The 15,626-nt window shown below is 60.7% G+C and carries 12 protein-coding genes; all 12 read right to left on the bottom strand.

Annotated features, from left to right (window positions below; all coding sequences use genetic code 11):
* Positions 1–26 precede the first annotated feature (26 nt).
* Positions 27–1,328, bottom strand: a complete 1,302-nt coding sequence (gene hflX, locus GE107_RS19340; RefSeq protein WP_255570650.1) for a GTPase HflX — start codon at positions 1,326–1,328, stop codon at positions 27–29.
* A gap of 39 nt (positions 1,329–1,367) precedes the next feature.
* The gene (locus tag GE107_RS19345) at positions 1,368–2,360 is read right to left on the bottom strand and encodes an AAA family ATPase (RefSeq protein ID WP_219641636.1); all 993 of its coding nucleotides are present in this window, start codon (positions 2,358–2,360) and stop codon (positions 1,368–1,370) included.
* A gap of 118 nt (positions 2,361–2,478) precedes the next feature.
* Positions 2,479–3,144, bottom strand: a complete 666-nt coding sequence (locus GE107_RS19350) for a YdcF family protein (protein WP_219641637.1) — start codon at positions 3,142–3,144, stop codon at positions 2,479–2,481.
* The gene (locus GE107_RS19355; RefSeq protein ID WP_219641638.1) at positions 3,144–3,707 is read right to left on the bottom strand and encodes a ribonuclease FAU-1 family protein; all 564 of its coding nucleotides are present in this window, start codon (positions 3,705–3,707) and stop codon (positions 3,144–3,146) included. The genes GE107_RS19350 and GE107_RS19355 overlap by 1 nt, the downstream gene beginning before the upstream one ends.
* Before the next feature lie 249 nt (positions 3,708–3,956).
* On the bottom strand, positions 3,957–6,485 hold the full coding sequence (locus tag GE107_RS19360) for a transglycosylase domain-containing protein (RefSeq protein WP_219641639.1): 2,529 nt from the start codon (positions 6,483–6,485) through the stop codon (positions 3,957–3,959).
* A gap of 193 nt (positions 6,486–6,678) precedes the next feature.
* Positions 6,679–6,921 carry an RNA chaperone Hfq gene (gene hfq, locus GE107_RS19365; protein WP_219641640.1) on the bottom strand — a complete coding sequence of 81 codons (243 nt, stop codon included), beginning with the start codon at positions 6,919–6,921 and terminating at the stop codon, positions 6,679–6,681.
* A gap of 64 nt (positions 6,922–6,985) precedes the next feature.
* Complete coding sequence (miaA, locus tag GE107_RS19370) at positions 6,986–7,972, bottom strand: tRNA (adenosine(37)-N6)-dimethylallyltransferase MiaA (RefSeq protein WP_219641641.1); 987 nt, start codon at positions 7,970–7,972, stop codon at positions 6,986–6,988.
* Positions 7,969–8,742, bottom strand: a complete 774-nt coding sequence (locus tag GE107_RS19375) for a class I SAM-dependent methyltransferase (RefSeq protein WP_219641642.1) — start codon at positions 8,740–8,742, stop codon at positions 7,969–7,971. Before GE107_RS19375 ends, miaA begins: the two co-directional genes overlap by 4 nt.
* On the bottom strand, positions 8,739–10,739 hold the full coding sequence (mutL, locus tag GE107_RS19380) for a DNA mismatch repair endonuclease MutL (RefSeq protein ID WP_219641643.1): 2,001 nt from the start codon (positions 10,737–10,739) through the stop codon (positions 8,739–8,741). Before mutL ends, GE107_RS19375 begins: the two co-directional genes overlap by 4 nt.
* A 22-nt stretch (positions 10,740–10,761) precedes the next feature.
* The gene (locus GE107_RS19385) at positions 10,762–12,195 is read right to left on the bottom strand and encodes a S41 family peptidase (RefSeq protein ID WP_219641644.1); all 1,434 of its coding nucleotides are present in this window, start codon (positions 12,193–12,195) and stop codon (positions 10,762–10,764) included.
* Positions 12,192–14,837, bottom strand: a complete 2,646-nt coding sequence (gene mutS / locus GE107_RS19390; RefSeq protein WP_219641645.1) for a DNA mismatch repair protein MutS — start codon at positions 14,835–14,837, stop codon at positions 12,192–12,194. The genes GE107_RS19385 and mutS overlap by 4 nt, the downstream gene beginning before the upstream one ends.
* Positions 14,838–15,433: 596 nt before the next feature.
* A partial coding sequence (locus GE107_RS19395) for a hypothetical protein (protein ID WP_219641646.1) occupies positions 15,434–15,626 on the bottom strand: 193 nt, incomplete at its 5' end.

Consider the following 15,626-nt stretch of genomic DNA (forward strand, 5'->3'; position numbering starts at 1 on the left):
GCTCCTTCACTTGTTGCCATGAAAAGTTACGGCTGCACGACGTCGCCCGTAAAGTAAGGTTCCAGCGGACGCCCCCGCTTCTCCATATCCGACGGGTTCAAACGCACCGTCAGCAGCAGCCAGTCGTCGTCGGTTTCCGCCGATGCGACCTCGCCCACGCGATAAGCGAGCGATGCCAAATCGCCGCGGGAAGCGGGGATGCGCAGCGTGCACCATCCTCCAAGGAGCTTGTCCTCGATCACCGCCAGCAGTCTCCCCAAATCCCGTTCGTTCAAAGCGCTCATCCGGATCGTATCCGGTCCGCCGGTCAGCAGCGCCATCGTGGCGGCCGACACCTTGTCGATCTTGTTCCAGACGTGGAGAGTCGGTTTTCCCGCCGCCCCCAGCTCTCCAAGCACCTCTTCGACCACCGCTTTCTGGCGGTCCCTCATGGGAGAAGAGGCGTCCATGACATGGAGGAGCAGGTCGGCTTCGTTCGCTTCCTCGAGCGTGGCCCGGAAAGCGGCGACAAGATCGTGGGGAAGGTTCTGGATAAAGCCGACCGTGTCGGTCAGCACCACTTCTTTGCCGCTGGGCAAACGAAGCGCGCGGGAGGTCGGATCGAGGGTGGCGAAAAGCTTATCCTCCGCCAGCACGTCCGCTTGGGTCAGCTGGCGGAGCAGCGTCGACTTCCCCGCGTTCGTGTAGCCGACCAGCGCGACCTGCACGACGCCGCTCTTGCGTCTCCGCTCGCGGTGCAGGTTCCGATGCTGGATCACGGACTCCAATTGCCGTTTGAGCTCGAAAATCCGGTTTCGGATATAGCGCCGGTCCGTTTCCAGCTTCGTCTCGCCGGGGCCCCTCGTACCGATGCCGCCGCCCAGCCTCGACAGGTTCTTGCCCTGTCCCGATAACCGGGGAAGCAGGTAGGACAACTGCGCCAGTTCCACCTGCAGGATGCCTTCCCGGGTTTTGGCCCGGCCGGCGAAGATATCGAGAATCAGCTGCGTGCGGTCGATGATTTTCAAATCCAGCTCTTCTTCGAGGTTCCGGACCTGCGCGCCGGACAGCTCCTGGTCGAAAATCGCCGTCTCCGCGCCGGTCTCTGCCGCAAGCGCCTTGATTTCCTGCACTTTGCCCTGGCCGACGAACCATTTGGAATCCGGCACATCGCGATTCTGCACGAGGGTGGCGGCGACCTCCACGCCGGCCGTCTCGGTCAGAGACACCAACTCTTGCAGCGAATGGCCGGGATCCGCTCCCGACCTTTTGACGGAATCGGTCACGAGGCTGACGAGAATCGCTTTCTCCGTTTCCCCGGCTCCGGTATCGTACGCGTTCGGTCTCAAACTCATCTTCCCCTCGTCGATGCCTTGCCGATTTGCCTTTCATAGTCCCCGCACGTCCTCCGGGCGCAGGGCCATCAGCTCCTGTTTCCCGGGCGAACCAGAGGGATATTGCGAGAGCAGCCGTACCGCTTGGTAACGGATCGCGCGTTCGATCACGTTCCGGACGAACCGGGCGTTGCTGAAATGGTATATCGACTCCGCTTTCTCCTGGACGAGCAGCTCCCGCAGCTTGAACAGCGTCTGGGGCAGCAGCGTGTAATCCCGGTCCTTCGCCATGCCTTCCGCGATTTGGATGAGCTGGTCCACGGAATAGTCGGGAAACTCCATCTGGATCGGAAACCGGGAAGGCAGTCCTGGATTCGTCAGCAAGAAGCCCTCGATCTCCAGCGTATACCCGGCGAGGATGAGCACGAATTGGTTTTTGTAGTCTTCCATCGCCTTGACCAGCGTATCGATCGCTTCTTTGCCGAAGTCCTTCTCGCCGCCGCGTGCCAAACTGTACGCTTCATCGACGAACAGGACGCCGCCGAGCGCCTTTTTCACGAGCTCGCGCGTTTTCTGCGCCGTATGCCCGATATATTCGCCGACCAAGTCGGCCCGCTCCACCTCGACGAGATGGCCCTTGGCCAGCAGTCCCATGCCTTGGAACAGTTTGGCCAGCAGGCGCGCGACCGTCGTCTTTCCCGTTCCCGGATTGCCTTTGAAAATCATATGGTACACGTGGGACTGCGCCTGAAGCCCGGCCTCATGGCGGAGCTGCGTCACTTGCAGCAAAGCGAAGATTTCGTATACGAGTTCCTTCACATTATCCAAGCCGACCATGCGTTCGAGTTCCCGGTGCCATTCAGCCCAGGGACCGCTCTGCGGCAGCGCACGGCCGCTTCCCGTGCCTTCTGCGTACCCTCCGCCTGCCATAGGGGAAGAAGCTCCGTCCGAATCCGTTTTGCGAAGAATGATGTTGATTTGTCTGGATGGCCGTATTGCGGCGGCCGCCGTATCCCGGACGTTCTCTTTGCCCGCCCTCGCGTTCATTTCGGTTCACCCCAAATGGCCCTTAGTCGGCGAAAGTCCCCCTCCCGATCCTTTCCGAATCGCGCGTAAAAGGGGAAACTCCCGCCCTACCAATGTATTCCGGGCGGGCGGAAGCTAGTCATCCGAATGTCAGGAGGAGCTTGTTCCATTTCCACTTGGTGAACGCGAGCACTTCTCGGGCTTGGTGGTACCCCACGTTCATCACCTTGGTCTCGGTCACGCTGACCTGCACGGGGTCATAACCGAGCGTCCGGGCGATATCCGCGGCCCGAGCGCCATGGTACCGGTGCGTGACGACGACCGCCGACTTCCAGCCTTCGGCCTTCATGATGTCTTGCGCGAAGATGAGGTTTTCGTAGGTGCTGCGAGATTCCGTATCCATGAAGATCGCGTCTTCCGGCACGCCGCGTTCCGTTAAGTAATTGCGCATCCCTTCCGCTTCCGTGATAGTCGCGCCGCCGGCATCCAACCCCCCTGTAACGATAATCCGCGGGAAAACGCCTTCCCGGTACAAAGCAAGCGCATGATCCAGACGTTCGCTTAACCCCGGGCTCGGCTTGTCGTTCCAGAGGGAAGCCCCGAGTACGATGCCCGCGTCGGCCCGCACGGTCTTGTCCGAAGAGGAAATCCCATGGAAGGTCGCGATTTGGGCGTACAGCCAGCCGCACCAAACCAGAAGCAAGGCGAACCCCGCCGCAGCCGTCCATACGAATGCCCGTAACGCGCGTCGCGCGCGTGATCGCCGGGGCCGGGCGTAAGACAGCTTCGCTCTGGCCATGCTCATCACGTAGCCGCCCCTTTTTCCCAGCCGAGCTTATCCAACAGCATTTTTCGGTGCCGCACGCTCATTTCGAAATAAGGAAACTTCTTCTGACGGATCAGCTCGAGCAATCGGTTCGCCGTGCGCTGGGCCATGTCGGAATCCTTCTGGGAGATGATGCCGTCGTCGAGCGCTTCCTCGAGCTCGTCTTCGTCCAGGAGAAGCGTCTCCCCCGTGGGCAGCATGACGATATCCAAATAGAGATCGTCGAACCAAGGCACTTGCTGGTCGGTCATCCCCTGCGTTTTGCAAATATCGATATACCACTGAACGACGCGGCCTTGAGGATCGAACATCGTCGTCACGACGAAGTGCTCGCCTTTCGGGAAATGCTGCATCCATAAATAGCCTTTGTCGGCGAGGCACATTCTCCGGCCGTTGTATTCCTTCCACAGCGGGTCGCGGAGCTCCAGAATCCGATACAGCGTCACGAAGCCGCGAAATCCGGGATCGTCCATCGGAAAGCAGGCGTAGTTCTTCTTTAAAATACGGCGCCAATTGGCCCGGTCCGAAAATTTACGTTTCATCGTGGACGTTCCTTTCCGTCCGGCAGGTTCTGAGTGACAGAGGAAACGCCGGGCAGTCTTGAGCGGATAACCAAAGCTTACCACAACTTTCCCCCGCTCACCAGTTGACGTCCCTCCCGATGGACCCAGATTCCGCATCAAACCGGAAGCGAATCCGTCCTTCCCGGCCGTTCCGTCGTCCGTCAGACCGGTCGTATCGCGCGCAAAACCCGGCATCGCCTCGGATGCCGGGTTCGTGCGGAACGCGAATTACGGGAGACTTATGACCGGCGCTTCGCTTGGCGAAGGGCTCGCGGACGGCCCGTCGGCCGGCTGTGAAGGAGGCGGCGGCGACTCGCCCCCGGGTGTCTGCTCTCCGCCTGGCGGCGTACTCGGGATGGGCAGCTCCGGATTTTCCCCTCCGCCTTCTTCTGCACCTCCGCCTTCGTCCGTGCCGCCCGCATCGCCCGGAACGGGCGATTCGGTTGGCGAAGGCGACGGCGATACGGCCCCCGACGCGATCGTCACCGATACTTGCTCAGAAGGCTTGCTTTCCTGCTTCGTCTCCGGATCGTAAGCCGTGACGTAATACGTGTAGGTCTGATCCGGGAAAATCGCGTAGTCCTCGTAGTCCGGCGCGGGCGTTTCCACCAGCATGGTGAACGCGCTCTCCGTCTCGGCCTTGCGGTACACCCTGTAGCTCGTGCCTGCCTTGGCGTTCTGGGCGGTCCATTTGAGCTCGACCGAAACGGTTTGCTCCGAATAGGCCGCGGTGAGCCCCGATACCGATACCTCCGGTGCCTGTTCGACGATGCCTTCCGGTTTCGGGAACGACTTCTTCGGCTTGCCCTCCAGCGCCTTGGACATGACGGCGGAGAACAGGGCGGCCGCTTGGCCGCTGCTTTGGCGGACGAGATGGTTCTTGTCCGTGTTGTCGTATCCGACCCATACGGCGGCGGTCAGTTCGGGCGTATAGCCGACGAACCAGACGTCACGGTTGCCGCCCGCGTTCACCGGAAGACCCGGTATGCCGTGCTGCGTCGTGCCGGTTTTGCCGACGACGGTGCGGCCGGAAATCCGGGCGCGCGTACCGGTTCCGCCCGGCTGCGTGACGCTTTGAAGCAGTTGGGTCACGTAATAGGCGGTTTCGGGCTTCATGACCCGCTGGGGCTTCGGCTGCTTGAATTCGTAAACGGTATCCCCATGCTTATTCGTAATCGACAGGATGCTGTGAGGATCCTCCAGGATGCCTCCGTTCGCGAATGCGCCGTACGCCCGCGCCATCTGGAGCGGAGAAGCGCCGTGCGTAAGGCCGCCCAGCGCGATCGCCAGGTTCCGGTCCTGCTCGCTGTCGAGCTCGATCCCCAGCTTCTCCGCGAAATCGAGGCCTTTCTTGACGCCGATCTCGTTCAGCAGCCAGACGGCCGGCTGGTTCCGGGATTCCTGGATCGCCTGGGTCATCGTCACCGGTCCGAGATATTTGACCTTGTTGGAGTCCGTCGGACAATATTTGCCGTTGTTGTAGCACACTTTATCGTCCCGCAGAATGGACCACGGAAAGTAATTGCCCGTCTCGATGGCCGGACCGTACGTCGCGATCGGCTTAAACGAAGAGCCCGGCTGCCTCGGCTTGGTTGCCCGGTTCCAGCCGTTCTTCTCGTAATCCCGGCCGCCGATCATGGCGACAAGCGAGCCGTCATGCTGGTCCATGATGACCATGGCGCTCTGGATTTGCACTTCGTCCTTGCTTTTCTCGAACATGTTGTCGTTCTTGTAGACGTTCTCCATCGCTTGCTGCGCTTTGGTGTCGATCGTCGTCTTGATCGTATAGCCGCCGGTCAGCAGCTCTTCCTCGCTCAGGTCGGTGACGGCTTGGGCTTCGTCCACGACATAATCGATGAACGATTGGTACTGCTTATTGCTCTTCGGAACGACATTCGGATTATAGTCCACTTTCTTGGCGGCTTCCGCCTGCTCCGCGGTGATGAGCCCTTGCTCCTGCATCAGCGAAAGCACGACGGCTCGTCGTTCCTTGGACTTGTCCGGATTCGAGATCGGATTGTACGTGCTGGGCGCCTTCGGCATCGCGGCCAGCGTGGCGATCTCCCAGATTTGCAGCTGCTGCTTCGGGTCCTTGCTCGTGATATCCTTGTTGAAATAATATTTCGCGGCCGTCTTGATCCCGTATTGGCCTTTCCCGAAGTAGATCCGGTTCAAGTACAGCTCGAGAATTTCGTCCTTGCTCTTATGGCGTTCCAGCGCAAGCGCGATCGAGGCTTCCGTGCCTTTGCGGAACAGCGTTTTGTCCGCGTTCAAGAATATGTTGCGGGCAACCTGCTGCGTAATCGTGCTGGCCCCCTCTTTGGCGCTGCGATGGATGATATCCTTGACGAGCGCCCGGCCGATGCCGAACAGGTCGACGCCCCCATGCTCGTAGAACCGTTTGTCCTCCGTCGCCACGAACGCTTGCTGCACCAGTTTCGGAATCTGATTGATCGGCACGTATTCCCGGTTGCCTTCGGCAACGGAAAGCTTGGCGACTTCCTTGCCGTTCTTGTCCACGACGAGGGACGCTTGGTCCAGGTTCAACTTGTTCAGATTCTCGCTCAGGATGCGTTCCCCGTTCAAAATAATGAGCAAATAGCCGACGATGGCGCATACGATGCCGAGAAGAACGACGAAAAACAGCCACAGAAGTCCCCGTTTCTTGCTGCGCTTGCGGGGAGCTTGCTTCTTGCCCCCTTGGCCGCCGCCCCGGTTGCCCGCGGCAGCTCGTCCCGTTGCCGGTCTTTCCTGCATGGTTGGTTCCCCCTTCTGCTCCACTTTCTCTCTCTGCTGCTAACATACCCTTTTTCAAATTCTCCATCTTCATGCCGCCCGGAAAATAGAGAACAACCCGCTCTCGAGGGTTGCTCCGTCCGGGCTCTATTCAGTTTAACGATAGGCGTGGGGGAAAAGTTTCACTTCTCCACGGGCTTGCCGTGCTTCCGAATCAGGCTTCGGAGGCGTTTTCCTGCTGCATCAGCGACACGTTGCGCTGCGGCATGAACGTGCTGATCGCGTGTTTGTACACCATCTGCTGCCGACCTTCGCTGTCGATCACGATGGTGAAGTTGTCGAACGCGCGGACGACGCCGCGGATTTGAAACCCGTTGGTCAAATAGACGGTGACCGGGATGCTGTCTTTGCGAAGTTGATTTAGGAAGGTGTCCTGGATGTTGATGGATTTGTTCATCGGTTCAAAACCCCCATCGCCATAGTGAATTCACGTCGTCTGGATTCTCCGGTTAAAGTTTTTCTCAACGAATATATTCAAGATCGAGAAGAAACTTTCCTGCTATTATAGCACAAATCGATGCGAAAAGTTCGGTGTTTTTTGCCTGCGTGCCCACATCCACCCATTCGAGGTTCTTCATGTGCCGGAACCACGAGAGCTGGCGTTTGGCGTAACGGCGGGTATCGCGCTTCAGCAGTTCGACGGCTGCATGCAGGTCCAAGTCTCCGCTCAAATAGGAAGCGATTTCCTTGTAGCCGAGTCCCTGCATCGAAACGGCATTCCGCGGCACGCCGGACTTCAGCAGCGCGTCCACTTCCGCGACGAGTCCGTCCTCCATCATGGAATCGACCCTGGCGTCGATCCTCCGGTACAGCTCCGCCCTGTCCATGGTCAGGCCGATCAGGCACAGCCGGTAAGGAGACCGCTTGTCGTCTCCCCGCGTCTGGGCTTGCGTTTCCGACAACGTGCGTCCCGTCGTTTCGAACACTTCGAGAGCTCGGATGACCCGGCGTTCGTCGTGCGGGTGGATTCGCTTTGCCGCCGCCGGGTCGATGGCGGCCAGACGCGCATGCAGCGCTTCCGGTCCGTGCTCGTTCGCGTATGCATGCATCCGCGCGCGGAACGCTTCGTCTCCGGAATCGCCCTGGAACGTGTATCCGTAACATACCGATTCGACGTAGAGGCCCGTGCCCCCGACGATAAAAGGCAGCTTGCCACGGGAGCGGATCTCCTCGATCTTCTCCGTGCAGAGCTGCTGGAACATGGAGACGGAGAACGGCTCTTCGGGGTCCAGGATGTCGATCAGATGGTGCGGAATGCCTTGTCGCTCATCGGGCGGCAGCTTCGCCGTGCCGATATCCATGCGACGGTATACCTGCATGGAATCCCCGCTGATGATTTCGCAATCGAGCGCTTGGGCGATCCGCAGGCTCAGCTCGGTTTTGCCGACCGCGGTCGGTCCGACCAGCACGAGAAGCGGAGGACGACGATCCTCCTCAAGCAGCGTCATATCCGAATCACTCCATACGAGACGGCGGACGCGGAGACGCGCGCCTGGACGAATCCGAGGCGCGAGAATTCGGCGCTTCCGCCTGCATTTTTGAGCAAGACCGATTTGCGGGCCACGCGCACGGCTTCCCGGACCGTCTCCTCGGAGAGCGGATCGTGCCGGGCGTGAGACCGGAGCGGCAGCAAAGATGCGGAAGCTTGGACCGGGCGCTCGAACATCGGGTCGAAATAGACGATATCGACGCTGCGGTCCGCCAAGCTCCTCAGAACCTCCGCATGGTCGCCAAGCCGAACCGCGATGCGGCGGCACGCTTCGTCCGCTTCCGGCAGACCGGTTCGCGCGGTTTGGAGCCCTTCCCGAACGACCGCGTACAGCAGCGGAGAAGCTTCGATCGCCGTCACTTGGCCCCCGGCGCCGACGGCGTGGCTGAACACGATGGCGTCGGACGCGAGCCCCGCCGTGCAATCGAGAATGCTATCCCCGGGCAACGCGCCGGATATCCCGATCATGGCGTCGGGTTCGCCCCGGATCAGCCTTTTCACGCGGATCAGCCCCATGCTCGGGTGGAAAAACAAAGGCGGGCGGTCTACCGACACGTATTTCAGGCCGTCCGGTGCGACCACGAGAACGCCGTCCGAACCGTGCTTCCGTTCCAGACCCCGCAGCGTATCCCGTCTCCTCGGAATATAAGGGGCGTCCAGCTCTTCCGCGAGCCGTTTTGCCTTCTCCACCAGGGCGCCCTCCGGCTTCTCGGCGGTCGTGACGATCAAGACATCACCCGCTTGAACATTTTCTCCAATTCGTACTTGCTGAAGCTGACGACGATCGGCCGTCCATGCGGACAGGTGTAAGGCTGGCGGCATTGGCCGAGCCGCTGGAGCAGCCGGTCTCCCGATTCGCGCGTCAGCGCTTGGTTCGCTTTGATCGACGCTTTGCAGGAGCAGAGGATGGCTGCCTTCTCGCGCAAGGCGTGCAAGTCGATTTTACGTTCCTGCAGAACCCAATCCGCGATTTCCCGGGCGACGTCCGCTTCGTCCCCCTCGGGAAACCAGTGGGGCACCGCGCGTATGATAAAGGTATTGCCCCCGAACTCTTCCAAATATACGCCGGCCCCGGCGAACACGGGGAGTCGTTCCCGTAGCAGGGCGAATTCGTCCGGCGCGAACTCCATCGTCACGGGAAACAGCAGCTCTTGGCTGGCTTCTTCGGGACGGCCGAACTTGTCGTAATAATATTCGTAATTTATGCGCTCGTGCGCGGCGTGCTGGTCGATCAAGAACAAGCCGTTCTCGTTCTGGGCGACGATATAGGTGCCGTGAAGCTGGCCGATCCAGCTCAGTTCGGGGAACGCCGGTTCCGCGGGCTTCTCCGGCGGAGCGGCGAACGCCGCCTGCCAGACGGACTCCGGGATCGGTTCCGACGCGGCCGCGGCTTGCTCCGCCGGCAACGATCCGTTCCCGCCGGAGGCAGGCGGCGGCTTCCTCTGCTGCGATGCGGCCGGCGACACCGCGGGGGAAACTGCCGGGGAAGCCGATGCCGGCCGGGTTGCCGCAGATGGCGCGGCCGCGCTTTGTCCGGACCCGGCGGCATACGGCGTTCGGGTTTCCGCCGAGGGCATTCCCGCGAAAACCCCGCGGGACGGCACTTCCGCTACCGCTACCGCTTCCGCCGGAGCCTGTGCTTCGGCCTCCTCCGGAGGCAGTTGAAAGCGGATTTGATCCTGCATCCAGGCAGGCGCCTGCTTCGGCTTGCGGACCGACGTACCCGAAGGGATATAGGCCTGTCCGGCCAGCGCTTCCTTCACGGTCTCTTCGATGAAGGCCCTCAGCTCCGCTTCCTTGCTGAACCGGACCTCCAGCTTGGCGGGATGCACGTTAACGTCGACCAACGCGGGATGCATGCGCAGGTTCAGCACCGACAGCGGGTAACGGTGCAACGGCAGCAGCGTGTGGTACGCCTGCAGCAGCGGCTGGACGACCGCCTGGCTGCGGACGTACCTGCCGTTCACGAGAATCGTGACGGCGTTCCGGTTGGCGCGCGTCTCGACCGGAAGAGCTGTCAGACCGGTCAGCGAATAATCCGGGTCGTCCGACCGGAGCTGGACCATCGCTTTCGCGGCGGCCGTCCCGTAGATGGCGGCCACCACTTGCCGCAGATCGCCGTTGCCCGGCGTGCGCAGCAGGACGGTTTCGTTGTGCCGGAACGTGAAGGCGATGTCCGGCCGGGCGAGCGCTTGACGGTACACGACGTCGGACAGGTGCCCGAGCTCCGTCTGGATCGTTTTCATGTATTTCAGCCGAGCCGGGGTATTGAAGAACAGATCCCGGACGGTCATCTCGGTGCCCCGGGGCGCGTTCGTCTCCCCTTCGCTTTTGACGGCTCCGCCTTCGATTTCGACGTACCGCGCCAAGCCGTCATCGGCGTTCGCGCTCACGCAGCGGACTTTGGCTACGGCCGCGATGCTGGGCAGCGCTTCGCCGCGGAAGCCCAGCGTCTCGATCTGGAACAGGTCTTTGGCGCTGGAAATCTTGCTCGTCGCGTGGCGCCGGAAAGCGGTCAGCAGATCGTCCGGCTGGATCCCGGCTCCGTCGTCCTTGATCCGCAGAAACGTCAGCCCGCCCTCTTCCGCCGTGATCTCGATATGCCTGCCGCCGGCGTCGACGGCGTTTTCCACCAGCTCCTTGAGCACGGATGCCGGCCGTTCCACGACTTCCCCGGCCGCGATCTGGTTCGCCAAATGCTCGTCTAACGGTCGGATGATCCCCATCCTCGGACCTCCCTTCTGCCGCTTAGCGGACGGTCAGCTTCAATTGTCCGTTCGCGGCGGCTTCCGCGGTCAAGCCCGGAAACCATCTCGCCAGCGTGCCCGAATCGATCAGGTTAAAGCCGTTCTTGTTGGCAAGCCGGCTGTCCCCGCTCTTCAGCTTGTAAATCGTGCTTCCGCGGCTTAACGTGATCGTTTTCGTTTTGCTGTCGTAGCCGACCTTCGCGCCCGCCAAAGCCGCTGCCAACCGCAGGTTGACGTACCAGCTGCTGCCGCGACGGAACGCGGCGTTTGGGCGGGCGGTGCGCACACCGTTGATCACGACCGAGCCTTTGCCGATGCCGACCGTCAAGGCTTTGCCCCCCGCATCGCGATAGGCCCCGATCAGCTGCTCCCCCGCCCCTTCGATAACGTGATCCGGCGTAAGGCCCGTTTTGTCGACTTTGCGGCCGTTCGGCGTGTAATATTCCTGCACGGTCACCTTCAGCACGCCTCCGCTCTTCAGCGGGATGATCGACTGCACGACGCCTTTGCCGAACGTTTTGGTGCCGACCAGCTTCGCGACTCCGTAATCCTGAAGGGCGCCGGCGAGGAGCTCCGAGGCGCTTGCCGAGTTCCCGTTCACCAGGATCGTGACCGGATAAGGCTTGCCGCCTCCGCTGACGGAGATCGGATCGTCCTTGCCGTCGCGGTCCTTGAGATGCGCGAGTACCCCGTCTTTGATGAACAGACCGGCGATGTGCTGCGCCGCGGTGACGTATCCGCCCCCGTTATTGCGCAAATCGATCAGCAGCGAGCGCATGCCTGCTTTTTCGAGTTTGGCCACTTGGTCGGCGAACAGGCTGCCGGCGTCGGAGGTAAAGCCGGACAGCGCCACGTAACCGACCCCGTCGCCCATCATTTGGCCCGTCGCTACCGGAAGCTGAAGCGTTTTCCGCACGATCGGAAACGCCAGCGTTTTGCCGTCCCGTTCAACCCCTACCGTGACGCGTGTGCCTTCTGCGCCGCGAAGCTGCTTCTGCAGCTCGGTCACGTTCAGCCCTCTCACCGACTTTCCGTCGGCGGATACGATGGCGTCGCCTGGCAATAGACCGGCCGCTTCGGCGGGACTGCCGGGAATGACGTCCTCGGCATAGACGACGCCGTCTTCCTCGATCAGAACGATGCCGATGCCCGTGAAATTCTGCTCCAAATCGGACGAAAACTTCTTCCATTCCTCTTCGTCGAAATATTCCGTGTAAGGATCGTGGAGCGTTTCCACCATCCCGTCGATTGCCGACTGGTTCAAATCTTTGTCGTCCGGTTTGCTGAGATGATACTGCTCGAGGAGTTGCCGAACTTCGTTCACCTGCTCCGAGGTTTCGGCCCGGGCGGCGGAAGGCATCCATATCGTTGCCCCAACGAGGGCGGCAAGCAGCGCGAACGAGGCGCGCCGGCGGATATTCATACGGTTCATCATGATGGATCCCCACTCTCCGTGATTTGGTTTTTCGCGTCGTTTAACCACTCCAAAGCCTGCAGAGGGGTCATCCTCATTACGTCCAGCTTGCGCAGCTTCTCCATGACTTTCTCGTGCGCGGAAGGCGCGCCGCGTTTCGGTTTGTCCGCCGGAGGCGGCTCGGGTGCGAACATGGCGAGCTGAACGACCTCGGCTTGCGGCGCCGGAACCGGAGCCGGCGCGGATGCCGCCGCCGTCTCGCGCTCGGCCTTGGCCGCCGGTCGCTGCCCGCCTTCGATGAGCGAATACGCCCGCCGGACAATCGTATCCGGCAAACCCGCGAGCTGGGCGCAGTAGATCCCGTAGCTGGAATCCGCCGCACCCGGCACCAGCTTGCGGAGGAACGTCACCCCGTCCGCGCTCTCCTTGACCGCCATGCAACCGTTGCTTAAGGAAGCCAGTGAATCTTCCAAATGCGCGAGTTCATGAAAATGGGTGGAGACGAGCGCTTTGCAACGGATGTGATCGTGAACGTACTCGATGACCGCTTGCGCGATGGCCATTCCCTCTTCCGTGGAAGTACCGCGTCCCAGCTCGTCAATGATGACCAGGCTCCGATCGGTTGCTTGATCCGTCATAACCTGGATGTCCTTCATTTCGACCATGAACGTGCTTTGTCCCCCGACCAGGTCGTCGGCCGCCCCGATCCTCGTGAAAATGCGGTCGACGAACGGAAGCACGGCGCTCTTTGCCGGAACGAAGCAGCCGATCTGCGCCATGATGCAAATGATCGCCACCTGGCGCATGTAGGTGCTCTTGCCGGCCATGTTCGGACCGGTGATAAGCAGGATCGAGTTGTCTTGCGTCAGCGCGGTATGGTTGGCGATGAAGCTGCCGCCTTCGGTGACCGCCTCCACGACCGGATGGCGGCCGTCCTCGATGCGGAGGTCATACCCGCCGCTCCAGGAGGGCCGGTTGTATCTCCGCTCCGCGGACACCTCGGCAAGCGACTGGAGCGCGTCCAGCGCCGACAGTCCCTCGGCCAGCCGCTGAAGCCGCGGAATCTGGGCGGCGATGCCGTCGCGCAGACGGACGAACGTCTCGTATTCGAGGTCGACCATGCTCTCTTCCGCCTCGAGAATGAGCGCTTCCTTCTCCTTGAGCTCCGGCGTCACGAACCGCTCGGCGTTCGCCAGCGTCTGCTTGCGCTCGTACCTGCCTTCGGGAAGAGAGCCGAGATTGGCTCGCGTAACTTCCAAATAATAGCCGAACACCTTGTTGAAGCCGATTTTCAGCGATTTGATGCCGGTTGCTTCCCGTTCCTGCCTCTCCAGCTCCGCGATCCACCGTTTCCCGTTCTGGCTCGCCTCGCGCAGCGCGTCCAGCTTCGGATCGAAGCCGGGCCGGATCAGCCCGCCTTCCCGAACGGAGACGGGCGGCTCTTCCGAGATTGCGGCGCGGATCGCGTCCGCGATGTCCGCGCAAGCGTCCATTCCTTCGGCCAGCTGAAGCAGCGGAGCCGCGCCGATGTCCCGGCAAACGGCCTGGATGGCGGGCACGCGGTCCAGCGAGGCTTTGAGCGCGTTCAAGTCGCGCGCGTTGGCGGTCCCATAGGCGATCCTCCCGACCAAGCGCTCCAGGTCGTACACCTCGCCGAGTTCGGCGCGCAGTTCTTCCCGGCGCATCCAATCGCCATGCAGCGCTTCGACGGCGTCGAGCCTGCGGCTGACGGCGTCCCGGTCAAGCAGCGGCTGATCGACCCACCGTTTGAGCAGCCTGGCGCCCATGGCGGTCCGCGTCCGGTCCAGCAGCCACAGCAAAGAGCCTTTGCGCGAACGGTCACGGACCGTTTCCGTCAGCTCCAGGTTCCTCCTCGTAAACGCGTCGAGCGCCATGTACGATTCGGGATCGTAGGCTTTGACCTTGCGCAGGTGGCCGAGCGAGCGCTTCTGCGTCTCTCCCAAATAAGCGATCAGCCGGGCGACCGCGATCCGCCTGACTTCTTCGTGGGTATCCCATCGCTCGTCCGGAAATTGGGAAGCGAGCACGGCCGTGTCGTCTTCGTTCCGGACCGTGCAGACGACGGACCGGAACGAGCCGTTCGTTTCTTCCCGGATCATCGCGAGAGCGGCTTCGTCGCCTACGGCTTCCACGGGCTTGTACACGTTCAGTACGTTTTTGACCGCTTCCCGCGCCGTGCCGAACGAGGTGACGTACAGCTCGCCCGTCGTCAAGTCGCACGCGGCCAAGCCGAACCGCCCGCCGCGTTCGGCCGAGCCGACGATGAAATTGTTCGTGGCTTCCTGGGCCGCTTTCGTCTCCATGACGGTGCCGGGCGTGACGATCCGCACGATCTCGCGCCGGACGACGCCTTTGGCCGACTTCGGATCCTCCACCTGCTCGCAGATCGCGACTTTGTACCCTTTTTCGATCAATCTGGCTATGTATCCTTCCGCGGAGTGATAAGGCACTCCGCACATCGGAACCCGTTCTTCCTGACCCGCGCCGCGGCCGGTCAGCGTGATTTCGAGTTCGCGCGAAGCGGTCAGCGCGTCTTCGAAAAACATTTCATAGAAATCGCCGAGACGGAAAAACAGCAGCGCGTCCCGCGCCTCCGCCTTGACGGACAAATATTGCTCCATCATGGGGGTATATCCGGCCATGTCGACCCTCCGATACATGCTGGCAGAATGGATTTCGGTGACATGGACCATTATATCAAAAAAAGCCATCCCGCGAATGGTAGGATCGGTTCATGACGCCAGGATGAGTGCGGATGGCAGATGATTTCAGGTGCAAGCCGGTATTTCGCGCAATCTTTCCCAGTCGGGGCGGGGGGTTATCCCATCGGTTCAGGTTGTTGGAGTTCATCCCTTCGGTTCTGAATAGTCGCTGTTTCCGTCAAATCAGCATTGAAGTTTTCCAAGCGATGAGGATCTGCTAAGTCCCTTCTGCTCAAGATCGAATTTATCCCCTCCACTCTGGATTTGATTGTCCGCTCAACATAAGACTGATGTTGTCCCTTCGACTCCCGTTGGACATGTTCAAGCGTTTCCTCCCCATTCGACAGCTTCTGTTGTTCTATTAACTTATCTTCGAGAGGACTAAGAGCCGAAATACAACTAGATTCCATATAACGATGTCTTTTCTGCCCAATAAAGGCCAGAATACATTTAGTCTCTTTCATTTCAGTTGAGTCAAAGTATCGAATTTTGATAAAAATAACTGTAATAATGCTCTTAGCAGCTCGAAAACGGGTTTATTTCGAAAAAATAATTGTATTTTTGCTCTTAGCTGTCAGCAGCTCCGTCAATAAGTTGGGAATGTGCGGTTTGCGGTTTGCGGTTTGCGGTTTGCGGTTTGCGGTTTGCGGTTTGCGGTTTGCGGTTTGCGGTTTGCGGTTTGCGGTTTGCGGTTTGCGGTTTGCGGTTTGCGGTTTGCGGTTTGCGGTT

The organism is Cohnella sp. CFH 77786 (assembly GCF_019400745.1).
Taxonomy (GTDB): Bacteria; Bacillota; Bacilli; order Paenibacillales; family Paenibacillaceae; genus Cohnella.